General features: G+C 33.0%; 17 protein-coding genes and 1 other annotated feature. Of the genes, 16 read left to right on the top strand and 1 reads right to left on the bottom strand.

Features of this window, described 5'->3' with window-relative positions; genetic code table 11:
• From rpmI to ACJDUH_RS17105, 15 genes are all read left to right on the top strand, one after another.
• Complete coding sequence (gene rpmI / locus ACJDUH_RS17175; RefSeq protein ID WP_406766437.1) at nt 1-198, top strand: 50S ribosomal protein L35; 198 nt, start codon at nt 1-3, stop codon at nt 196-198.
• Nucleotides 199-226: 28 nt separating this feature from the next.
• Entirely contained in the window at nt 227-586 is a 360-nt protein-coding gene (gene rplT, locus ACJDUH_RS17170; protein WP_406766436.1) for a 50S ribosomal protein L20, read from the top strand.
• Nucleotides 587-637: 51 nt separating this feature from the next.
• On the top strand, nt 638-1,432 hold the full coding sequence (locus tag ACJDUH_RS17165) for a TrmH family RNA methyltransferase (RefSeq protein ID WP_406766435.1): 795 nt from the start codon (nt 638-640) through the stop codon (nt 1,430-1,432).
• Nucleotides 1,433-1,455: 23 nt separating this feature from the next.
• Nucleotides 1,456-1,669, top strand: a binding site (T-box leader).
• 47 nt (nt 1,670-1,716) lie between these two features.
• The gene (gene pheS / locus ACJDUH_RS17160; RefSeq protein ID WP_406766434.1) at nt 1,717-2,736 is read left to right on the top strand and encodes a phenylalanine--tRNA ligase subunit alpha; all 1,020 of its coding nucleotides are present in this window, start codon (nt 1,717-1,719) and stop codon (nt 2,734-2,736) included.
• Nucleotides 2,737-2,841: 105 nt separating this feature from the next.
• Nucleotides 2,842-5,223: a phenylalanine--tRNA ligase subunit beta gene (gene pheT, locus ACJDUH_RS17155; RefSeq protein WP_406766433.1), complete on the top strand. Its 2,382-nt coding sequence runs from the start codon at nt 2,842-2,844 to the stop codon at nt 5,221-5,223.
• Nucleotides 5,224-5,392: 169 nt separating this feature from the next.
• Nucleotides 5,393-5,986, top strand: a complete 594-nt coding sequence (locus ACJDUH_RS17150; protein ID WP_406766432.1) for a cell division protein ZapA — start codon at nt 5,393-5,395, stop codon at nt 5,984-5,986.
• A 209-nt stretch (nt 5,987-6,195) separates the two neighbouring features.
• On the top strand, nt 6,196-7,185 hold the full coding sequence (locus tag ACJDUH_RS17145) for a glycosyltransferase family 4 protein (protein ID WP_406766431.1): 990 nt from the start codon (nt 6,196-6,198) through the stop codon (nt 7,183-7,185).
• A 152-nt stretch (nt 7,186-7,337) separates the two neighbouring features.
• Nucleotides 7,338-9,689, top strand: coding sequence for a U32 family peptidase (locus ACJDUH_RS17140; RefSeq protein WP_406766430.1), 2,352 nt, complete (start codon nt 7,338-7,340; stop codon nt 9,687-9,689).
• A gap of 1 nt (nt 9,690) precedes the next feature.
• Nucleotides 9,691-12,051 (top strand): endonuclease MutS2, encoded by a 2,361-nt coding sequence (locus ACJDUH_RS17135; protein WP_406766429.1) that lies wholly within the window; start codon nt 9,691-9,693, stop codon nt 12,049-12,051.
• The gene (locus tag ACJDUH_RS17130) at nt 12,048-12,524 is read left to right on the top strand and encodes a 2-thiouracil desulfurase family protein (RefSeq protein ID WP_406766428.1); all 477 of its coding nucleotides are present in this window, start codon (nt 12,048-12,050) and stop codon (nt 12,522-12,524) included. The genes ACJDUH_RS17135 and ACJDUH_RS17130 overlap by 4 nt, the downstream gene beginning before the upstream one ends.
• Before the next feature lie 402 nt (nt 12,525-12,926).
• Complete coding sequence (glnA, locus tag ACJDUH_RS17125; protein ID WP_406766427.1) at nt 12,927-14,357, top strand: type I glutamate--ammonia ligase; 1,431 nt, start codon at nt 12,927-12,929, stop codon at nt 14,355-14,357.
• Nucleotides 14,358-14,378: 21 nt separating this feature from the next.
• Complete coding sequence (locus tag ACJDUH_RS17120; protein WP_406766426.1) at nt 14,379-15,278, top strand: phosphate butyryltransferase; 900 nt, start codon at nt 14,379-14,381, stop codon at nt 15,276-15,278.
• Between the two features lie 19 nt (nt 15,279-15,297).
• Nucleotides 15,298-17,058, top strand: a complete 1,761-nt coding sequence (gene iorA, locus ACJDUH_RS17115; protein ID WP_406766425.1) for an indolepyruvate ferredoxin oxidoreductase subunit alpha — start codon at nt 15,298-15,300, stop codon at nt 17,056-17,058.
• Nucleotide 17,059: 1 nt separating this feature from the next.
• Nucleotides 17,060-17,635, top strand: coding sequence for an indolepyruvate oxidoreductase subunit beta (locus ACJDUH_RS17110; protein ID WP_406766424.1), 576 nt, complete (start codon nt 17,060-17,062; stop codon nt 17,633-17,635).
• 114 nt (nt 17,636-17,749) lie between these two features.
• Entirely contained in the window at nt 17,750-18,580 is an 831-nt protein-coding gene (locus tag ACJDUH_RS17105; protein ID WP_406766423.1) for a hypothetical protein, read from the top strand.
• A 36-nt stretch (nt 18,581-18,616) separates the two neighbouring features.
• On the opposite strand, the gene ACJDUH_RS17100 is transcribed toward ACJDUH_RS17105, so the two are convergent.
• The gene (locus tag ACJDUH_RS17100; RefSeq protein ID WP_406766422.1) at nt 18,617-20,107 is read right to left on the bottom strand and encodes an aminotransferase class I/II-fold pyridoxal phosphate-dependent enzyme; all 1,491 of its coding nucleotides are present in this window, start codon (nt 20,105-20,107) and stop codon (nt 18,617-18,619) included.
• Between the two features lie 268 nt (nt 20,108-20,375).
• Here ACJDUH_RS17100 and ACJDUH_RS17095 point away from each other — a divergent pair, with 268 nt between their 5' ends.
• Nucleotides 20,376-20,972, top strand: coding sequence for a 50S ribosomal protein L25 (locus ACJDUH_RS17095; protein WP_406766421.1), 597 nt, complete (start codon nt 20,376-20,378; stop codon nt 20,970-20,972).
• Nucleotides 20,973-21,056: the final 84 nt, after the last annotated feature.

The following is a 21,056-nucleotide window of genomic DNA, read 5'->3' as shown; positions in this document are numbered from 1 at the left end:
ATGCCAAAAATGAAGACACATAGAGGTGCAGCAAAGAGATTCAAGAAAACAGGTTCAGGTAAGCTTAAGAGAGCTAACGCTTTTAAGAGCCATATATTAACTAAGAAGAGCTCAAAGAGAAAGAGAAATCTTAGAAAAACTAGCTACGTAGCAGTTGCACAAGAAAAAGCAATGAAGAAATTATTACCATATCTATAATATGAGGTTCTTAAAGGAGGTTAATTAAATGGCAAGAGTTAAAAGGGCTGTAAACGCTCGTAAATATCATAAGAAAATATTAAAGCTAGCGAAGGGCTACTATGGTGGAAAAAGCAAATTATTTAAAACTGCGAATGAAACAGTTGTAAGAGCTTTAAGAAATGCATACGTAGGCAGAAAACTTAAGAAGAGAGATTTCAGAAAGCTTTGGATAGCAAGAATAAATGCTGCTACTAGAATGAATGGTCTTTCCTATTCAAGATTTATGAATGGTATAAAGCTTGCAGGAATTGATATAAATAGAAAAATGCTTTCAGAAATAGCTATTAATGATCCAAAGGCTTTTGGAGAATTAGTTGATGTAGCTAAGAAGCAAATAAACGCTTAATAAAAATGCAGCTTAAGGCTGCATTTTTTTATTAGAAGTAGGTGAAAGTTATTGGAGCTAATTCAAAGTAAAGATAATATTATAATTAAAGAGGCAAAGAAGCTGAAGGAAAAAAGATACAGAACCCTAAATTCTAAATTTTTAGTAGAAGGCTTTAGGTTTACAGAAGAAGCTTTAAAATCTACTTTTAAAGTTTCAGAAATTTTTATAAATGAAAATAACTTAAATAAGTGGAAAGAATATAAGCTAGAAGGCTTAATAAAAAGTTATACAAAAATATACATAGTTAAGGAAACTGTTTTTAAGCAGCTTTCTGATACTGAAAACCCTCAAGGCATAATTGCAGTTGTAGATAAAATTAAAGTGCCTGTAGAAAAAAAAGATGGAATTTATCTTTTAGCTGATAAAATTCAAGATCCCGGAAACTTAGGAACCATAATTAGAAGTGCACATGCTGCAGGGTCCTTAGGTGTTATAGTTACAAAAGGTACTGTGGATATATATAATGAAAAAACCTTAAGATCTACTATGGGTTCTATTTTTAACATACCAGTTATTGAAGATGAGAATTTAGAATTTACTAAAGCACTAAAAGATAATGGTTTTAAACTTTTAGTAAGTTCTTTAGAAGACTCTGTTGACTTTTATAATGTTAACTTAAAGAAAAATTTAATAATAGCTGTAGGTAATGAAGGCAGCGGTATTAGTGAAGAAATTTATGATATTGGCGACATAAAGGTTAAAATTCCTATGCCTGGTGGTGCCGAATCTTTAAATGCAGCAGTTGCAGCTTCCATTATGTTATTTGAAGCAGTAAGACAGAAGTTGACATTTAATATTAAGTAAATTATAATAAAAAAATAAGTTTATATTAAACTGTGAGAAAGAGAGTAAATATAAAAAATTTTTTCAGGGAGAAAAGGTCAAAGACTGAAAGCCTTTTTATAAGTTTTTATGTTGAAGTTCGCTTTTGAGTTCTGACTGTGAAATAAAGTAGCTGTCAGTGGGTAGAACCATTAAATTTATCTAAGAGGACATTTATTGTCAATTAGGGTGGTAACGCGGAATATATCCGTCCCTTTTTTGGGACGGATTTTTTTATGTACAAAATTCGAAAGGAGATAATGATTATGAAAGAAAAACTTGAAGCTATTATGCAGAATGGCCTAAAGGAGTTAAAGGAAGCTGCTAGTAAGGTTGAAATTGAAAATATTCGAGTTAAATATCTAGGAAAAAAGGGAGAACTTACTCAAATACTGAGAGGTATGGGTGGGCTATCTCAAGAAGAAAGACCAATAATAGGTAAAATGGTTAACGAAGTGAAGGAGGCTCTTGAAAGCTTTATAGAAGAGACTTCCCAAAATATTAAAAATAAGGAAAAGGAACTTAAACTTCAAAGAGAGGTTATTGATATTTCAATGCCAGGAAGAAAACAAGAATTAGGAAAGAGACATCCTCTTGTTCAAACTATAGATAATATACAGGATATATTCTTATCTATGGGATTTTCAGTAATTGAGGGACCAGAGGTAGAGCTTGACTATTACAACTTTGAAGCACTTAACATTCCTAAAAACCACCCAGCAAGAGGAGAACAGGATACCTTTTATATAAATGATAATATAGTTCTTAGGACCCAAACTTCACCACTTCAAATAAGAGCTATGGAAAAGCAAAAACCTCCTATTAAGGTTATAGCACCTGGAAAAGTTTATCGTTCTGATGCAGTAGATGCCTCACATTCGCCAATTTTCTATCAGATGGAAGGCTTGGTGGTAGATAAGGGTATCACCTTCGCAGATTTAAAGGGAACCCTGGATTTATTTGCTAAGAAGATGTTTGGAGAAAAGGTAGTTACTAAATTCAGACCACATCATTTTCCTTTTACAGAGCCTTCAGCAGAAATGGATGCAACTTGCTTTATGTGCGGAGGAGATGGCTGTAAGCTATGCAAAGGCAGCGGTTGGATAGAAATCCTAGGCTGTGGTATGGTACATCCTCAGGTACTTAAGAATTGTGGCATTGATCCTGAAGTATACAGCGGCTTTGCATTTGGACTTGGGATAGATAGAATGGTAATGCTTAAATATGGAATAGAAGATATAAGACTTCTTTATGAAAGCGACGTTAGATTTTTAAAACAATTTTAATTATTAGGAGGTTAAAGTCCTAAATGGACTTTAACGGGCAGTTTGCGAGTGGCAACGAGTAATTTTAAACTGCCCAGTGTTCGGACTAAAAGGAGGAAAATAAATATGAAGGTACCATATAAATGGCTAAAAGATTATGTAAATGTTAATATATCACCTAAAGAACTAGCTGATAAGCTTACTCTTTCAGGCTCTAATGTTGAAGAGGTAATAACTTCAGGAGATGAAATACAGAATGTAGTTACTGGAAAGCTTTTAAAGATTGAGCCTCATCCAGATGCTGAAAAATTAGTAATTTGCCAGCTGGATGTAGCTTCAGGTGAAGAGCTTCAAATAGTTACTGGAGCAGATAACATGAAGGTAGGAGACATAGTTCCTGTTGCCCTTCATGGCTCATCACTTCCCAGTGGCGTGAAAATTAAAAAAGGTAAGCTTAGAGGTATTGTTTCAAATGGAATGATGTGTTCTGAAGAGGAACTAGGTATAGCAGGGGAAGAGCAGGTTCATGGGCTTATGATACTTCCTGCAGATACACCAGTTGGAAAAGATATAAAGGAAGTTCTTGGCTTAGATAATGCAGTTATTGATTTTGAAATAACTTCAAATAGAGCTGATTGCTTTAGTATTATAGGAATGGCAAGAGAAACTGCGGCCACCTTAGGACTAAAATATAATATGCCAGAAACTAGCTCTAAAGCAAGCTGCAGTGAAAATATAGCTAGTAGTATTAAGGTAGAAGTTAGAGATACTGAATTATGCAAAAGGTATATGGCTAGAGGCGTTAAAGATATTAAAATAGAACCTTCACCAGCTTGGATGCAGGAAAGGCTTATGGAAGCAGGAGTAAGACCAATAAATAATATAGTAGATATAACAAACTTTGTTATGATGGAACTAGGTCAGCCAATGCATGCCTTTGATAGAAGAGAAATTACATCAAATAGTATTATTGTAGAAAGAGCAGATGAAAATGAAAAGTTTGTAACTCTAGATGGTGCAGAAAGAACTCTTAATACTAATGTACTTAATATTAAAGATGGTAATAAAACTATAGGCCTTGCAGGTATTATGGGAGGACTTAATTCTGAAGTTAAGGACGACACAACAGAAATTATTTTTGAAAGTGCTACCTTTGATGGAACTAATATTAGAATTAGCTCTCAAAACCTAGGACTAAGGACAGAAGCATCCTCAAAATTTGAAAAAGACTTAGATCCAAATCTTGCTGAACTTGCCATAAATAGAGCCTGCAGCTTAGTAGAGGAGCTAAAGGCCGGTCATGTTATGGAAGGAACTATAGATATTTATCCTAAGCCTTTAAAAGAAAAGCAGCTACAAGTTAGTGTTAATTGGGTAAATAAGTTCTTAGGAACAGAAATAGCTGCAGAGAATATGAAGGAATACCTTGATAGACTAGAGCTTTTCACAGAGTTAAAGGAAGGAAACCTTATAATAACTGTTCCTACCTTTAGAGGAGATATAAATATTAAAGAAGATGTTGCAGAGGAAATTGCTAGAATATATGGCTATGATAATATTCCTACAACAATTATGAGCAGCCCTTCCCTACATGGTGGTAAAAATAAAAAGCAAAAATTAGAGGATAAGATTATAGAAAGCTTAACAGCCAGCGGCTTAAATCAAGCTATAAGCTATTCTTTTGTAAGTCCTAAGGTCTTCGATAAGGTATTAATACCAGAGGATTCTAGTTTAAGAAAGGCAGTAACTATTAAAAATCCTTTAGGTGAGGATTTTAGCATAATGAGAACAACAACTCTACCAACTATGATGGAGGCTTTAGCTAGAAATTATAGTAGAAGTAATGAGGAGGCTAAGCTCTTTGAAATTGGAAAGATTTATATACCAAATGAAGATGCTTCAAAGCTTCCTGAAGAAACAAATATCATTACTGTAGGAATGTATGGCAAAGTTGATTATTTTGATTTAAAAGGAATTGTTGAAAATGTTTTAAGTACTGTAGGAATTACAAATGTTTCTTTTAACAGAGAAAGCAGTAATGAGAGCTTTCATCCTGGAAAGACAGCTTCAATTAATAGCAAAAAAGATAATTTGGGTATTTTAGGTGAGATACATCCTGACGTATGCGATAATTACGGTATTGATGAAAATACTTATGTGGCTGTACTAAATCTAGATATGCTTGTTAAACTCTCAAGTGATGTTATTAAATATACTTCCTTACCAAAGTATCCAGCAGTAACTAGAGATCTAGCTGTGCTTGTTGATGATAGCATATTAGTACAGCAGATAGAGGATATTATAAGAAAGCAGGGTTCAAGCTTACTAGATAGCATTAAGCTGTTTGATGTATACAAGGGCAGCCAAATACCTGAGGGAAAGAAAAGTGTTGCTTATGCCTTAAGCTATAGAGCTGAAAATAAAACACTTACAGATGCAGAAGTAAATAAGACACATGATAAAATAATTCGTTCACTAGAACATCAATTAGGTGCAGAACTTAGATAATCATAAGAAACTTCCAGACTTTTATTCTGGAAGTTTTTTTATAAACAAAATTTTAAATTTCATTAACAATTCACATTTTTATGGATAAATTAGTTAAATATATGTTTTCTACTTAAAAAAAGTATGCTAAAATAAACATAATTAAATGAAAAATTAAGAAGGTGAATCCATGAATGTGATTACCGTTAATATAAATGGTATGGAATACAATTTAAGAGGGGAAGAAAACGAAGAGTATTTACATAAGGTTGCAAGACAAGTGGACAAGAAGTTAAAACATCTATTAAGCAGTAATCCAAAACTTAGTTTATCTTCTGCGGCAGTGCTTACTGCATTAAACTCTGTTGATGATATGTTAAAATGTGACCAGGCTTATAGTGAGGTTGAAGAAGAAATACAGAAGCTTAATGCAGCTGTTAAAAGTAAAACTGAAGAATCAGAGGCTCTTAGAAAGCAATTAAAGTATTTAGAAGATTATAATTCCGAACTTCAGTCAAAACTAAAAAATATGGATAATCAAGATTTTTTAAAAGAAAAGCAGAGAGTAATTGAGAAATTAAATAAGGAGCTAAACATAACAGAAGAAAATGCGAAAAATTATTTAAATGAAAGAAATACTCTTAAATTAGAAAATAAGGAATTAAAGTTTCAACTTCAATCCTATAAATATAAAACAATGGACCTACAAAATAAATTAATTGAAAAGGGTATAGAACTTACAAAGGTTAAGAAAACAAGGTTTCCTATTGCATCATCTGATTAATTTGGAAATTTAATTAACATTATTTAATAATATAAAAGTAGAAAAATAATTTTAGAATAATTTATTTCTAATATTTGTATGATGAATGACAGCTGCATTTTGCGGCTGTTTTTTTATTTTAAAAAATAAAAACGTGATATTATATCTAATTTCAGCATAGTTATATTTTAAAGGAGATAGACACTGAGATTAAGGAGGATGAATTTACAATGAAGGTTTTACTTTGCATTCGAGGAGACTATATAAAAAGTTTTGCAGGGGATTCCAAAGTAATGCTGATGACTCTAAAATATTTAAGAAAATTAGGTGCCGACGTTGACATAAATGATGGAGATATTTCTGACTATTCTAGTTATGATGTTGTACATCTTTTTAATCTTACAAGAATGGGGGAAACCTATAAATATTATAAGCAGGCACATAGACAAAAGAAGAATATTGTTATTACCCCTATATATTGGAATTTAAATAAATATTATAGTTTTATAAATAATATTGAAAACATAAAACTATGGGATAAATGTAAGCCCTATAGAGAGGAAATTCTCAAAGGCTGCAAGGTAATATATCCAAATAGTGAATTAGAAAGGAAACTATTAGCTCAGGATTTTAATATAAATTTATCCTGCAATATTCTTTACCATGGAGCTGAAGTTGAACATGAGGAAACTCCATTATATAATTTAAAAGATAGATATAATTTAAGTAATTATGCACTTTGCATTGCAAGGATAACACCACAAAAAAATCAGCTTGGTTTAGCCAAAGCCTGTAGTAAATTAGGAGTTAACTTGGTTCTTATTGGAAACATTAATGATAATTCATATTTTAGAGAATGTATGGCTTATAAAAATGTAACCTATCTTGGTTTTATGGATAGATATAATATTTATAATGCCTATAGATTTTCGAAACTGCATGTTCTGCCAGGTTTTTGCGAAACCCCAGGACTATCTTCTCTTGAAGCAGCAGCCAGCGGCAGTAATATTGTTTCAACCATTGAGGGAAGTGCAAAAGAATATTTTAAGGATATGGCAGACTATATAAATCCCTATGATGAGGAAACTATAATTGCCGCTTTAGAAAGAGGCCTTAATAAAAGAAAAAACAATGAACTTAAAGATTATGTTTTAAAAAATTATAACTGGAATAAATATGCTGAAGAATTATATCTAAGTTATGAGAGTCTTTTATTATGAATTCTTAATGAGGATTAGGAGTTATTTCTTAATCCTCTTTTATTTTTGTTTAAATAAATTCTTAAAAGGTTAATATAAGATTTGAAAATATTTCTTTATAAATTTGTAATCTATTGTATAATAAGGGTTAGGACATTTTAGGAGAGATGATTATGAAAAAAATTGAACTACTTGCTCCAGCAGGAAGCTTCGAAAGTTTATATGCAGCAGTACAAAGTGGTGCAAATGCAGTTTATTTAGGTGGAAACAAGTTTTCTGCAAGAGCCTATGCCTCTAATTTTGATGATGAGAATATGATTAATGCAGTAAACTATTGTCATTTATATGGTGTTAAAATATATATTACAATAAATACACTTTTAAAAGAAAATGAGATAAAGGAAGCTTTAGAATATACAAACTTTTTATATAAGATTGGCGTTGATGCATTAATAATTCAAGATACTGGTCTTGCTTATTTGGTTAAAACAAATTTTCCAGATTTTCAAATTCACGCCTCTACCCAAATGACTGTTCATAATGGAGAAGGTGCTCTCTTTTTAAAAAGTTTAGGTTTTCAAAGGATTGTGCTATCTAGAGAACTTTCTCTTGAGGAAATAAGCCGTATTTCAAAGGATTTAAAGGTAGAAACAGAAATTTTCATTCATGGTGCTTTGTGCATATGCTATTCAGGGCAGTGTCTAATGAGCAGCATAATTGGTGGAAGAAGCGGAAATAGGGGAAGATGTGCACAGCCCTGCAGACTTCCATATACTCTAATAGATACTACTTCCCAAAAAGAAAAGTCGGCTTATTTATTAAGCCCTAAGGATATGTGTACTTTAGAGGATACGAAAAGGATAATAGAAAGCGGTACTTCTTCATTAAAAATAGAAGGAAGAATGAAAAGACCTGAATATGTGGCCGGAGTAGTGGATGTATATAGAAGGGCTATAGATGGTGTATATGAGGGAAAGGAGTTTGGCTTTGCTGAGGAGAAAAAGAAGCTTTTAAAGCTATTTAATAGAGAAGGTCTTTCAAAGGCCTATCTCTTTGGTAATACTGGTAAGGACATGATGGCTTTTAACTTTCCTAAGAATACTGGAATTATGCTTGGCAAGGCGGTAAAAGGAGCTTTAGTGGAGCTAAATGAAGCTTTAGCAAAAGGCGATGGTATAAGAATTGGTAATGATGGCTTTATTACTTCAAAAATTTATAAAGATGGCAAGGAAGTGCAGGAAGCAAGCTCTGGGGATTACGTTAAGATATTGCCTTTAAATTATAAAACAGGGGATATTTTATATAAAACCTCTGATATTTCCTTACTAAAGGAATTGGAAGGCTCCTATAATAACAAATTCAATAGAAAAATTTATTTACCCTTAAAGGTTGACTTTAAAATTGGTGAATCCTTTAAAATAAAAACAATTTATAACAATAATGAGTTTGTTCAAATTGGAGAAAAAGTTCAAGCAGCTCAAAAGAAGCCTTTAGATAAAGAAAAACTTAAAGATAATCTTAGTAAAAGTGGGGAAACGCCTTTTAAGTTTAAAGACATAGACTTTGATTACCTTGAAGAGGGCTTCATGCCTATTTCAGAAATAAATGCTGTTAGAAGAGGCCTCACAGATCAATTAGAAGATTATATAAAAAAAGGCCAGAATAGAAGAACTCCTTTGAGTTTAGAATATCCAAATTTTAATAAGCCAAATAGAAATATACCAGAGAATTTAATGGTAATCTATAGTTATGAGCAGCTTAAGGCCTTTAAGGATAGCGAAATTAATTGTGCATTAGCAGTTGACGTCTTTCAGAGACAGAGACCTGTAAATTTTGAGGAGGTAAAAAAGCTAAATATAGAAAATTTATATTTGAAGGTGCCTAATATTATAAAAGGTGAATTTGATTATATCTACAAAACTATTGAAAGCCATCTTCCTGAAATTAAGGGAATTGTCACAGCCAATTTAGGAATTATTAATTGCTTCGGTCATAAGACCACTATACTAGGTGATTATAAATTAAACATATTTAATGGATTTTCACTTAAGTTTTTTGAAAATTATATTGCTGGAACGGCCTTAAGTGTAGAGCTAAATAAAAAGGAAATTGAAGCTTTATTAAATAAGGTTTCAATACCGGTTCAAATTAAAATTTATGGAAAAGAAGAGTTAATGGTAAGTGAATATTGTCCTGTTGGAAGTAATTTCGGAGGTAAAAGTGAAGAAGTAACCTGCAAGGAATGTTGTGAGACAGGGAATTATATTTTAAAGGATAGAAAAAATACAAATTTTATTTTAAAAACAGATAAATTTTGCAGAAGTCATATTTATAATGGTGTGGCAACTAATTTAATTCCATATATTAAGGAGCTTAAAGCAAATGGAGCTGCATCCTTTAGAATGGACTTTATTGATGAAAACTACGAAGAAACCTTAAAAGTTTTACAAGCGGTTAAAGCTGAAAAATGGACGGAAGAATATGTAAACTTTACAAGGGGTCATTACAAAAGGGGAGTTGAGTAATTTGAATGAGAAAGCATTGAAAGTGCTGGAATACTATAAAATTATAGATATTATCAAGAACTATACACAAACAGCTGCTGCAAAGGATATATTAGACTGCTTAAAGCCATATGACAATTTATATGAGGTACGAGAGCATCTTGAGGAAACCCGGGAGGCCCTAGAGTTATTTATGAAAAAGGGAAGACCTCCCTTCGAAGGCCTTTATGATATAAGAGATGGAATTAGCAGGGCTGAAAAGGGCTCTGTCTTAATGGCAGGACAGCTACTTAAAATAGCTAATATGTTAAGATGTGCAAGGAGATTTAAGGAATATGTAGCTAGAAGAGAAGAGGAAGAAAGCTTCAGAGTAATTGAAGACATCTGTCAGGGCTTAATTCCTATTAAAAAGCTAGAAGATGAGATTTTATTTGCTATTGTGTCCGAAGATGAAATATCAGATAAAGCAAGCACAACTCTTTATAATATTAGAAGAGCTCTTAAAGATAAAAATGCCTCCATAAAGGACAAAATTAATTCCCTTATAAGGACTAATTCCAAGTATCTTCAGGACAATCTTTACACTATACGTGGTGAGCGATATGTTCTTCCTGTAAAGTCAGAGCATAAAGGTTCAGTACCAGGTCTTGTACATGATCAAAGTTCTACAGGTTCTACACTATTTATTGAACCTATGAGTCTAGTTAATATAAATAATGAAATTAAAGAACTAATGCTTAAGGAAAAAGCGGAAGTAGAAAGGATATTAGCTGAACTTTCAGGAAAGGTTTATGACAGCATAGTTGCAATAAAAAATAACTCTAATATTATATGGGAACTAGACTTTATATTTGCAAAGGCTAGTTTTGCAAGTGAATATAACTGCACATGTCCAGCAGTAAATAATAATGGAGTAATAGACATTATTGAGGCAAGGCATCCCTTAATTGCTGCAGAAAAAGTTGTACCTATAAGTGTATATTTAGGCAGAGAATTTACTTCATTAGTTGTTACTGGACCAAACACTGGAGGCAAAACTGTTACTTTAAAAACAGTTGGACTACTTCAACTTATGGCTTTAAGCGGTATTATGATTCCTTCTAGGGAAAATTCCACCATTAGTTTCTTTAATGAGGTATTTGCAGACATAGGAGATGAACAGTCTATAGAGCAAAGTCTATCAACCTTTTCTTCTCACATGACCAACATCGTTAGTATTATAGAAAAAGCCGATAATAAATCACTTGCTCTTTTTGATGAACTTGGAGCAGGAACAGATCCTACAGAAGGTGCAGCACTTGCAATATCAATATTAGAAAACCTAAGGAGAAGAGGAACAAGGATAGTTGCAACTACACATTATAGTGAATTAAAGGGTTATGCCTTAAAAACCACAGATGTAGAAAATGCCTCTGTAGAATTTGATGTGGAGACCCTAAGACCCACTTATAGGCTGCTTATTGGAGTTCCTGGAAAATCAAATGCCTTTGAAATATCTAGAAGATTAGGTCTTCCAGATTATATTATTAGTGAGGCAAGAGAAAAAATCTCTACAGATACTCTTAAATTTGAAGAGCTTATACAAAGTCTTCAGGAGAAGAGTATTAAAGCAGAAAGCGACGCAAGAAAGGCAGAGGGCTTAAAGCTTGAAGCAGAAAAGCTTAAGGATAAATATGAGGAGAAGCTGTTTAATTTTCAAAAAACAAGAGAAAATGCAGTTATAAATGCTCAAAGAGAAGCAAAGAGAGTTGTAAAAGAGGCAAAGGAAGAGGCTGATGCAATTCTTAAGAATATGAGAGAACTTGAAAAGTTAGGCTATTCCTCTGAAGCAAGACAAAAACTTGAAGAGGAAAGAAGAAGATTAAAGGAGAGGGCAGAAAAGGTAGAAAGCAATCTTAACTCTTCTCAAAATGAAGAAGGCGAAGGACTTAATTCGGTAAAAGAAGGACAGGAAGTTTTTTTACCATCTCTTAATCAAAAGGTAATTGTGCTCACTAAACCCGATAACAAAGGCGAGGTACAGGTTCAAGCTGGTATAATGAAAATTAGTGTTAAATTAAAGGATTTAAGAGCATCAAAACTTTCTAAGGAAGAGAAAAGAGAAATTAAAAAGAGAGAAGTAAGCTTAAATCTAAAGGCAGTAGCCTCCTCCTTGGATTTAAGAGGCCTTGATTCAGAAGAAGCAACTTATAATACTGATTTGTATTTAGATGATGCTTATAGAGCTGGACTAAGAGAGGTTACCATAGTCCATGGAAAGGGCACTGGAGTACTAAGGCAAGCTATAAACGATATGCTAAAAAGGCATCCTCATGTAAAAAGCTATAGGCTTGGAAACTATGGTGAAGGAGGTACAGGGGTTACTATGGTGGAATTAAAATGATACTTGTAAGTGCATGTTTATGTGGTATGAATACAAGATATGATGGTGAAAATAATTCAAATGAAAAGGTAAAGGAGCTATTAAAAGCAGGGAAAGCTATAGCTGTTTGCCCAGAGCAGTTAGGTGGTTTATGCACCCCGAGACCACCACATGAAATTTCCGGAGGTAATGGTGAAAAAGTTCTTTATGGCAATGCTAGGGTATTATCAAAAGATGGAATTGATGGAACTAGTTATTTCATAAAGGGTGCAGAAGAAACTCTAAAAATTGCCTTAGAATTTGGTGTGACTTCTGCAATACTAAAAGCAAAAAGTCCTTCTTGCGGCTTTGGAAAAATTTATGATGGGAGCTTTTCAAAAAATCTTATTGATGGAAATGGGGTAACTGCTGAACTTTTAAAAAGAAATGGAATTAAAGTTTATACTGAGTATGATATAGATAATGATAAGCTATTAGAGGAGTTGGCAAATTAAAAGTACTGAAGCAGCGAAAGAGGTATAAAATTACCTACTTTCGCGGCTTATTTTTTTCTATAAACTTAATGAAAAGTTTTACTTGTCTGTTTTTTGTTTCTTTGCATATTCAATAGCTATCCTAATTTGGCTTTTTATGAAATATAACTTTCATTTGCAATAAGGATGTTGACAAAAAAAATTCATGTATTATACTAAAATTATGAATATAAGCAATATTATAAATACTAGACGGAGGTAAAAGTCCTAAATGGACTTTTACGGGTAACTTGCGAGGTAAAAGTTCTAAATGAACTTTTACGGGTAACTTGTGAGCGAAAGCGAACATCTTAAGTTACCCAGTGCCTATAAGGCAGTGAGCACTATTAAGTTACCCAGTGTTTCGAGTGGAGGAGAATAATCATGTTCAAAAATTTTCAAGAATTAAAACAGTACATTGAAAACAACAGTATTAAAATTGTAGATTTTAAAGTTATAACTTTACCAGGAAGATGGAATCACCTGTCTATTCCTTCAGAAAGACTTACTGAGAAAACGTTTACTGATGGAATAGGTTTCGACGGGTCTAGTTACGGTTATTCATCTATAGAAAACTCTGATATGTGTTTTATACCAGATATGACAACAGCTTTTATTGATCCATACTGCAAAATACCTACTTTAAGTATGATAGCAAATATTCATACCATAGGGAAAAATGCAGGAAGATTCAGCGGAGATCCAAGATATATTGCTGAGAAGGCTTCTTCATACCTTAAAAATTTAGGTATAGCCGATGAATATATAATAGGACCAGAATTTGAGTTTTATATTTTTGATCATATTAATTATGAAACTAAAAATCATCATCAGGAAGTATATATTGATGCTAAACAGGCTCCTTGGAACTCAAACTCAAAAGAAGATAATTTAGGTTATAAAGCTCCATTCCAAAAATCTTATCATCTTGGACTTCCCTACGATTTGAATAATGATTTAAGAAGTGAAATGACCTTGAAACTAGAGGAAATGGGGGTACCTGTAAAATATCATCATCATGAAGTAGGTTCAGCTGGTCAACTTGAGATAGAAGTGGAACTTGGCGAAATGCTAAAAATGGCAGATGCCACAATGATGGCAAAGTATGTAATAAAAAATGAGGCAGTAGCACATGGAAGAACAGCTACCTTTATGCCAAAACCACTATTTGGCGAAGCAGGTAGTGGAATGCATGTTCATATGCTTCTGAATAAGAATGGCAAAAACCTATTCTATAGTGAAGATGGATATTCAAATATGAGTGAGGAAGCTCTATATTTCATAGGTGGAATACTAAAGCATTCAAAAGCTCTTCTTGGCTTTACTAATCCTTCAACAAACTCATATAAAAGATTGGTACCAGGCTTTGAGGCACCAGTTTCAATATGCTTTGCTACGGGAAATAGAAGCTCTGTAATAAGAATACCTGGATATGTTAAAGAGCCATCAAAAAGAAGGTTTGAATTTAGACCTTCTGATGCTACTGCTAATCCTTATCTAGCATATTCAGCACTTTTAATGGCTGGTATTGATGGTATTATAAATAAAATAGATCCAACAAAGGAAGGCTTTGGTCCCTTCGATATTAATGTATTTGATATGCCTGAGGAGGAGAGAAATAAAATTGAGGCCCTTCCAAAATCACTTGATGAAGCATTAGATGCGTTAAAAAAGGATCATGAATTTTTATTAAGAGACAATGTTTTTGATGAGCATTTTATTAACAACTGGATAAACTTTAAATATAAAAGAGAGGTAATGAAGGTAATACCAGTACCATCACCAATAGAATTCGAACTATATTATGATCTATAGAAATATTTGTGGGGGGTTTTTATGTTAAAAGGGCTTGGGGAATTATTTGAACTTGCAAAAACAAAGGAGAAAAAGACAATTTCTGTTGCAGCAGCACAAGATAAGGAAGTACTAGAAGCTGTCACTGAAGCTGTAAGTAAAGGAATAGTACATGCCATACTTGTAGGTGATGAAGAAAAAATCAGAAGAATTGCAAATAGGGAAAATTATAACCTAGAAGAAGTGGAAATTATTAATGAAAAAGATATAAAAATGGCTGCTGCAATTGCAGTTAAGCTGGTCTCAGATGGTAAGGCACAGTTTATTATGAAAGGAATGCTTGGAACTGCAGATTTATTAAAAGCAGTTTTAAACAAAGAGGCAAATCTTAAAAAAGAAGAATTATTGTCTCATGTTATGGTATATGAAGCAGACAATTATCATAAGCTTATTATGCTTACAGACGGTGGTATGGTGCCTTACCCTGAGCTTAAAGAAAAGATACAGATAATTAATAATGCAGTAAAACTTTGTAATGCTTTAGGAATTGAAAATCCAAAAGTTGCACCAATCTGTGCTGTGGAAGTGGTAAACCCATCTATGCAGGCAACTATAGATGCATCTGTGCTTTCACAAATGAATAAAAGAGGGCAGATAAAAGGCTGCATAATTGATGGTCCATTAGGACTTGATAATGCTATTTCAAGGGAAGCTGCTATTCATAAGGGAATAGTTAGTGAGGTAGCTGGAGATGCAGATATATTACTTGTACCAAATATAGAAAGCGGTAATTTTTTAGGGAAGGCACTAACCTATTTTGCTAAGGCAGAGAATGCAGGTGTAATTATAGGTGCAAAATGCCCTGTGGTACTAGTTTCAAGAGCAGACAGCTCAAAATCAAAGCTGTATTCAATAGCATTAGGTTCAATTTTATCTGATTAATTAAAGAGGGGGTTTATTTATGAAGGTCATAATGACTGGTAATGAAGCAATGGCTAGGGGAGCCTATGAAGCTGGATGTACTATAGCTTCAGCTTATCCAGGTACACCAAGCACAGAAATACTTGAAAATTTTGCAACCTATGAAGGCGTTTATGCTGAATGGGCACCAAATGAAAAGGTTGCCTTTGAGGTTGCTGCAGGAGCATCAATAGGGGGAGCTAGAAGCATAACTACTATGAAACATGTAGGCCTTAATGTAGCTGCAGATCCATTGTTTACGATGGCTTATGAAGGAGTTAATGGTGGATTTGTTGTAGTTACGGCAGATGATCCAGGTATGCATTCCTCACAAAATGAACAGGATAATAGGTTATATGCACCTCATGCAAAGGTTGCAATGCTTGAACCTTCTGATTCACAGGAATGTAAGGACTTTATGAAAATAGCCTTTGAAATAAGTGAAAAGTTTGATACACTAGTGCTTTTTAGAAGCACAACAAGAATATCTCATTCCAAAACTATAGTTGAATTAGGGGAAAAAGTAGAAACTGTAATTAAGCCTTATACAAAAAACACAGAAAAATACATTATGATTCCCGCTAATGCAAGAAAGAAACATTATGAAGTCGAGGATAGACTTGAAGCACTTAGAGAGTATTCAAACACATCAGATTTAAATAGAGTAGAGCTTGGAAATAAAAAAATAGGGATTGTAACTAGTGGCATATCCTACCAATATGCAAAGGAAGTATTTGGGGAAGATGCTTCATATTTAAAAATTGGTATGAGTTATCCGCTGCCAGATAAGATTATTGATGACTTCGCTAAAAAAGTAGATAAGCTATATGTTATTGAGGAAAATGAACCATATCTTGAAAATGCAATAAAGGTAATGGGAATAAACTGTATAGGTAAAGACCTCATACCAATCTGTGGGGAATTAAATCCAGATATTATTAGAAAAAATATCTTAGGTGAGGAATCAAAAGCTTTTTTTAATACAGATATTATGCCTCCATCAAGGCCTCCAGTACTTTGTCCAGGCTGCCCTCATAGGGGAATATTTTATGCTGTATCAAAATATAAGGATATTATTTCAACTAGTGATATAGGCTGCTATACACTTGGTATGATGCCGCCATTAAATGTTGCTGACACTGTTATTTGTATGGGAGCTTCTATATCAGGAGGTATCGGTATACAAAGGGCTAATTTAATGGCAGACAGAAGTAATAAAATATTTGCCTTTTTAGGTGATTCTACTTTCTTCCATTCTGGTATTACAGGGCTTATTAATTCAGTTTATAACAATAGTCCAATAGTAACAGTTATACTTGATAACAGAATAACTGGCATGACAGGACATCAAGAAAATCCGGGAACAGGCAGAACTCTTCAGGGAAAACCCGCACCAGAAGTGGATCTAGAAGCAATAGTGCTTGCCTGTGGTATTAAAAAAGAAAATATAAAAATAGTAGATCCATATATACTAAAGGATACAGAAAATGCTGTTAAGGAGGCATATAACAGCAGTGAGCCTTATGTAATTATTACTAAACAGCCTTGTGCACTAATAAAAGAGGTTCAAAAGAAAAGGTCAAATTTAAAATGTATCATTGACCCTGAAAAATGTAAGCGCTGTAAAGCTTGCTTAAGAACAGGGTGCCCAGCACTCTCCTTTAAAAATAACGTTGTAAGTATAGACAAAAATATGTGTAATGGCTGTGAACTGTGCAAACAAGTATGCATGTTTGGTGCTATTGAAAAGGTGGGTGAGTAAAATGAAGGATGTTAAAAGTATTTTGTTTGTTGGTGTAGGCGGGCAAGGCACAATTCTTGCTTCTAAACTGCTTTCTGAGGGGCTTATGAAATCTGGACTTGATGTAAAAATGTCAGAAGTTCATGGTATGGCACAAAGAGGGGGAAGTGTTACTACTCAAGTCAGATTCGGTTCAAGAGTATATTCACCCTTAATTGAAAAGGGAAAGGCTGATGTAATAGTAGCATTTGAGAAAAGTGAAGCTGCAAGGTATATTGACTACTTAAAAAAAGATGGGCATTTAATAGTTAACGATTATGAAATCCACCCTGTTACTGTCTTAATAGGAAAGGATAAATATCCAGAGAATTTAAACGAAAGATTAAAGGCAGCAGTTTACAATACAATTATTGTAGATGCAGCAAAAATAGCAGAAGAATTAGGTAATATTAAAGCACAGAATGTAGTGCTATTAGGGGCTGTAATAAAGGCGATGAAGTTAGATAATATAAACTGGAAGGATGCTATTGAAAGAGTTATTCCTCCAAAAGCAATAGAGCTTAATTTAAGAGCACTTACCGCAGGTATGGAAGCATAAAAGAATGGACTATTTTAAAATAGTCCTTTTTTATTAGTTTCAGAAAGAAAAATTCTCTGTTATAATATTTTATGTAAACAAAACTAATTTATTGACACTTAGGAGTGAGTTGCGATGCTTGGTTATAATGAAGTTGATAAAGTGAATGCGGAAATAAGCCCATACTTAAAGCCTGCTGAAGGATGCAAGATTTCAGGGGCTATAGAAGTTAATGCTAAATTATATAAAGAAGTTATTTTCTATAAAAATAGTTTCTTTAAGTTTAATAAAGAGGTTAAAGGATACTTATACTTTGATGATGAAAATAATTTAGTTACAGATAAAACTATCATATCAGAACTAGCTAAACTCTGTTTTTTTTATGAAATGTTTTTTAGCGAGGATAAAACAGAAGGAATATTAGCTACACTAAAGACTAAAGCTGACTTAACAAGGGATAATGAGAAGGTTAAACAAATTTCTGATGGTCTAGATTTTCTATTAACCCAAAAGGTTTATGCTGCTGAGAGAGTAAAGAGTATTTTTATAAAAAATTATAATTTAGATGAAAAAAGTAATTCTATACTAGAGGAATTATCAAGCAATATTAAAACCTTAAGTGATCAAGATTCAATCTTTAACGTTGAACTTTTTAATAAATTATACCCATATTATGAAGAGGTGTTAAAGATAAACTTTGAAAAAGTTTTAAATGTAGCTTCCATTGGAGATTGTATAGAAGAAGTTAGGAAAGAAGCTGAAAAAATTAGAAAAAAATGGGGCGTTAGGGCAATGAAAAATATGGTTGGTAAGCTTATAAAGATTAGTGATGAGCTTTCCTACTTTAAAAGATTAATTTCGATATATAGAAGTGTTTTACAAATGAACAGCAGCCAATATTTAAAGTATTTAAATAATACAAATAAAGATAAAATTGAAAAAAGGATATCTTTAATAAGAGGATAATAAAAAGCTGAGCATAAAAAATGCTCAGCTTTAAGTTTATTCTACATTAATATAAACAGCATCTTCAGGTTTAACAACATTAATATATTCAACCTTTGGATCTTCAGTTCCTTGAACGTATAATCCAGCTGCTTTTAGCTTTTCAATGTAATCAATAATTTCTACTGTTATTTTCTCACCAGGGCATAGTACTGGGATTCCAGGTGGATAAGCCAATAAGAACTCACCGCTTATCATGCCAATACTTTCACTTAATGCCGTTGAACTTTTTACACTGTTAAAGGCCTCTCTAGGTCTTTGAATTTGTTCTGGAATTGGTGGTATATCAATGAAATCAGATTTTCTATCACCTTTTCCAAAGTATTCACTGCTTATTTCCCGAAGTGCCTCTAGAAGCTTATCTATATTTTCCTTTGTATCACCAAAAGAACCTACAGCTAGAGCATTGTATAAATCTGAAAGCTCCATTTGAATATGGTATTTATTAGATAATATCATATCTAAATCGTAACCTGTTATGCCTAAATCACGACAGGTTACAGTTATTTTAGTAGGATCAAAGGCAAAAGCTCCTGGCTTTCCTAAAACTTCTTCACCAAAACAGTAGAGGCCAGGTATTTTATTTATTTCATTTCTTGCATAATTGCATAAATCAATAGTTCTATCTAAAAGTTCTTTACCATGTAAAGCAATCTGCCTTCTTGCACAATCTAAGGAAGCCATTAGTACATAGGAAGGAGATGTAGTTTGTAAAAGGTTAAGTACCTGCTGAACTCTATTTTTATCTATTCTTTTAGAATTAACTTGAAGCAAAGAACATTGAGTCATAGCTCCAATAATTTTATGTGTGCTTTGAGCGCAGATATCAGCTCCTGCTTCGATGGCAGACATAGGTAATTTTTCATTAAAACCAAGGTGTGGACCATGAGCTTCGTCTACAATTAGAGGAATATCATAACTGTGAACGATGTCAGCTATCTTTTCAATATCTGTTGCAACTCCATAATAAGTCGGATTAATAATCAAAACCGCTTTTGCATCTTTGTTGCTTTCTAATGTCTTTTTAACAGTTTCAGGGCTTACACCATGTGCTATACCAACTGTTTTATCTAGTTCTGGCTGCATATAAACAGGAATTGCTCCGCTTAAAATAATTCCAGCTGTAACTGATTTGTGAACATTTCTTGGTATAATTATTTTATCACCATCACTTACCACAGACATAATCATGGCTTGTATTGCACCTGATGTACCATGCATAGAAAAGAAGGAAGCTTCAGTACCATAGGCATCTGCTGCTAATTCCTGTGCTTTTTTAATAGGACCTGTTGGGTGATGCAGGCTGTCAACTAATTTAAAAACAGTAACGTCAATTTTTAAAGGATTTTCTCCAATAAAATTTTTGAATTCCTCATCCATTCCATTACCTTTCTTGTGGCCAGGAACGTGAAAAGGAATTGTTTTCCTATTTACATACTCCATAAGAGCGTCAAAAAGTGGTGTTTGATTTTGATCTAACTTATACACCGCGCATAAGCACCTTCTTTCAATAATATGTCTGTATGCCTTGAGGCATCAAAGGTCTACCTGGTTTTCTTAAAACCAATATTATTATAAAGTATATGATTTTCAAATGCAATATGCAATACGATTTTTTATAATATTATTCAATAAATATTACTATTTCCATAATAATCTTCTATATTCTCTAATGTATATTAATTTTAGCAATGGCAATAATAGAAAAAGTAGGAAGCTAAGCTTAATACTTTAAAGGAATACAGGAGTGATAAATATGGAAATGCTAAATGCAAATTCTAGAGAAAAAAGAACATCTCATGAAGCAAGGAAGGTAAGAAGAAGCGGTAAGGTGCCTGGAATACTTTATGGGAATCATATTAACAATATGCTATTTGAAATTGGTGAGTTAGAGCTTACAAAGGAATTATCTAAAAATGGTGAGCATGGAATTGTAAATATCAAGATTGATGGCAAAGATCATATGGCGCTTATTAAAGAAGTCCAAAAGGATCCTGTTAGTCGTAAGTTTATACATATAGATTTAGAGGAACTATCAAAGGATACAGTTGTAGTTGCAGATGTTCCCCTTGTTTTTGTGGGAGATAGTCAAATAACTCGTAATGGTGCAATCTTACATAAGGAGAAAAATAAGATTAAAGTTCAGTGTAAAGGCGGCAACCTCCCTAAATCAATTAGCGTGGATGTTTCAAATTTAAATTTTGGAGAAACCTATAGAATTGCTAATATTGAATTCTCAAAGGAAATAACATTGATGGAGGATCCCAATACTGTTATTGCAGCTATAACAGATGCAAATACTGATACTATAGTAAATGATACTCCACAGGAAGTTAATAGTATAGAACTTTAGGTGAAATTTTTGCTTCAGATGGAGTAGCGTCTCCACCTGAAGTTTTAATATCTATCTTAAGGCTAACTAGTTCATTAGTTAAAT

The sequence above is a fragment of the Candidatus Clostridium radicumherbarum genome (assembly GCF_045310525.1).
In the GTDB taxonomy this organism is placed as follows: domain Bacteria; phylum Bacillota; class Clostridia; order Clostridiales; family Clostridiaceae; genus Clostridium_AT; species Clostridium_AT radicumherbarum.
The sequence above is the reverse complement of the archived record's forward strand: the minus strand, read 5'-3'. Positions and strand labels throughout refer to the sequence as shown.